2 tRNA genes and 2 rRNA genes (1 of these 4 cut by a window edge) are annotated in these 2,500 nt (G+C 46.7%); all 4 read right to left on the bottom strand.

Annotation, left to right across the window (positions count from 1 at the left end):
* Positions 1-396, bottom strand: a 23S ribosomal RNA gene (locus M0D21_RS22795); it reaches 2,424 nt to the left of the window's first position.
* Between the two features lie 135 nt (positions 397-531).
* A tRNA-Ala gene (locus M0D21_RS22790) sits at positions 532-605 on the bottom strand.
* Between the two features lie 109 nt (positions 606-714).
* A tRNA-Ile gene (locus M0D21_RS22785) sits at positions 715-788 on the bottom strand.
* Positions 789-864: 76 nt separating this feature from the next.
* Positions 865-2,388, bottom strand: a 16S ribosomal RNA gene (locus tag M0D21_RS22780).
* Together the 16S and 23S rRNA genes with 2 tRNA genes alongside form the textbook arrangement of a ribosomal RNA operon.
* Positions 2,389-2,500 lie beyond the last annotated feature (112 nt).

Raw genomic sequence — 2,500 nt, 5'->3', positions numbered from 1 at the left:
CTCAGGATACTACTAAAAATACACGCCTTACTTATACCGGGCTATCACCGTCTATGGCTCCTCTTTCCAAAGGATTCTAATTCATTGTGCATCTTATATCGTAGTCCTACAACCCCAGCATTGCCGTAACAATACTGGTTTGGGCTAATCCGCGTTCGCTCGCCACTACTAACGGAATCACTATTGTTTTCTTCTCCTATGGGTACTTAGATGTTTCAGTTCCCCACGTTCGCCTCCTCGAAAGGATGACATGTCTTCAACATGCCGGGTTGCCCCATTCGGAAATCCTCGGATCAATGTGTATGTGCCACTTCCCGAAGCTTATCGCAGCTTATCACGTCCTTCTTCGCCTCTGAGAGCCTAGGCATCCCCCATACGCCCTTAATTAGCTTATGTCTTATGCTTTAACTTGCTCTTTTAGTTTTTTATTCTTTTATTATCACACACTATCACTAGTGTGCGCTCGTATTTTCTTAAATCAATATGTCAATGAACGTTATGGTAAATCATATAAATATAACTTACTCCTTGTGGAGAATACCGGAGTCGAACCGGTGACCTCCTGCGTGCAAGGCAGGCGCTCTAGCCAGCTGAGCTAATTCCCCGTCTCTTTATGTCGGCTAACTAGCCAGTATATAGTTGACAGTAGCACAACTTCTAAAATTTCCTTTTCAATATATAATCAATGAACTTCAACGGATTAACCGTCTATTGTAGTCTCAGGCAGACTCGAACTGCCGACCTCTACATTATCAGTGTAGCGCTCTAACCAGCTGAGCTATGAGACTGCGTTCGTACATTTAATTGACAGCTAAAGACTAAACTCAACAATAAAATCTAATCCGTCGTACCATTCTTCTCTAGAAAGGAGGTGTTCCAGCCGCACCTTCCGGTACGGCTACCTTGTTACGACTTAGCCCCAGTTACTAGTTTTACCCTAGGCCGCTCCTTGCGGTGACGGACTTCAGGTACCCCCAGCTTCCATGGCTTGACGGGCGGTGTGTACAAGGCCCGGGAACGTATTCACCGGATCATGGCTGATATCCGATTACTAGCGATTCCAGCTTCACGGAGTCGAGTTGCAGACTCCGATCCGAACTGTGATAGGCTTTATAGATTCGCTCCTTGTCACCAAGTGGCTGCTCTCTGTACCTACCATTGTAGCACGTGTGTGGCCCAGGACGTAAGGGCCGTGATGATTTGACGTCATCCCCACCTTCCTCGCGGTTTGCACCGGCAGTCTTGCTAGAGTTCCCGACATTACTCGATGGCAACTAACAACAGGGGTTGCGCTCGTTATAGGACTTAACCTGACACCTCACGGCACGAGCTGACGACAACCATGCAGCACCTTGTAATCTGTCCGAAGAAAACTCTATCTCTAAAGCTGTCAGACTACATTTAAGCCCTGGTAAGGTTCCTCGCGTATCATCGAATTAAACCACATGCTCCACCGCTTGTGCGGGCCCCCGTCAATTCCTTTGAGTTTCATTCTTGCGAACGTACTCCCCAGGTGGGTCACTTATCACTTTCGCTTAGCCACTCAGTCCGAAAACCAAACAGCTAGTGACCATCGTTTACGGCGTGGACTACCAGGGTATCTAATCCTGTTCGCTACCCACGCTTTCGTCCCTTAGCGTCAATACATTGTTAGTGATCTGCCTTCGCAATCGGTATTCTATGTAATATCTATGCATTTCACCGCTACACTACATATTCTAACCACTTCACAATGATTCAAGACTTGCAGTATCAATGGCAATTTTACGGTTGAGCCGCAAACTTTCACCACTGACTTACAAATCCGCCTACGGACCCTTTAAACCCAATGATTCCGGATAACGCTTGGATCCTCCGTATTACCGCGGCTGCTGGCACGGAGTTAGCCGATCCTTATTCGTAGAGTACCGTCAGACCCCGACTCGTCGGGGGGTTTCTTCCTCTATAAAAGCAGTTTACAACCCATAGGGCAGTCTTCCTGCACGCGGCATGGCTGGATCAGAGTTGCCTCCATTGTCCAATATTCCTCACTGCTGCCTCCCGTAGGAGTCTGGTCCGTGTCTCAGTACCAGTGTGGGGGATCTCCCTCTCAGGACCCCTATCTATCGTAGCCTTGGTATGCCGTTACCATACCAACTAGCTAATAGAACGCATAGCCATCTTATATCGATAAATCTTTAATACTAAAGCGATGCCACTTCAGCATACTATGGGGTATTAATCCAAATTTCTCTGGGCTATCCCCCAATATAAGGTAGGTTCTATACGCGTTACGCACCCGTGCGCCGGTCGTCAGCGGATTGCAAGCAATCCCTGTTACCCCTCGACTTGCATGTGTTAAGCCTGCCGCTAGCGTTCATCCTGAGCCAGGATCAAACTCTTCATCGTTTGTTCTTAAATATTATTCAAAACAATACAACGGAATTTTAATCGATTCTCTTGATGAGACTAGTCTTTAATTCTTTTTGCTACGTAAATCAAAATATAAAATATCTTAATC

Source organism: Aquimarina acroporae (genome assembly GCF_023195925.1).
GTDB classification, from domain to species: domain Bacteria; phylum Bacteroidota; class Bacteroidia; order Flavobacteriales; family Flavobacteriaceae; genus Aquimarina; species Aquimarina acroporae.
Note: the sequence above shows the minus strand (reverse complement) of the source record. Positions and strands in the feature narration are given on the sequence as shown.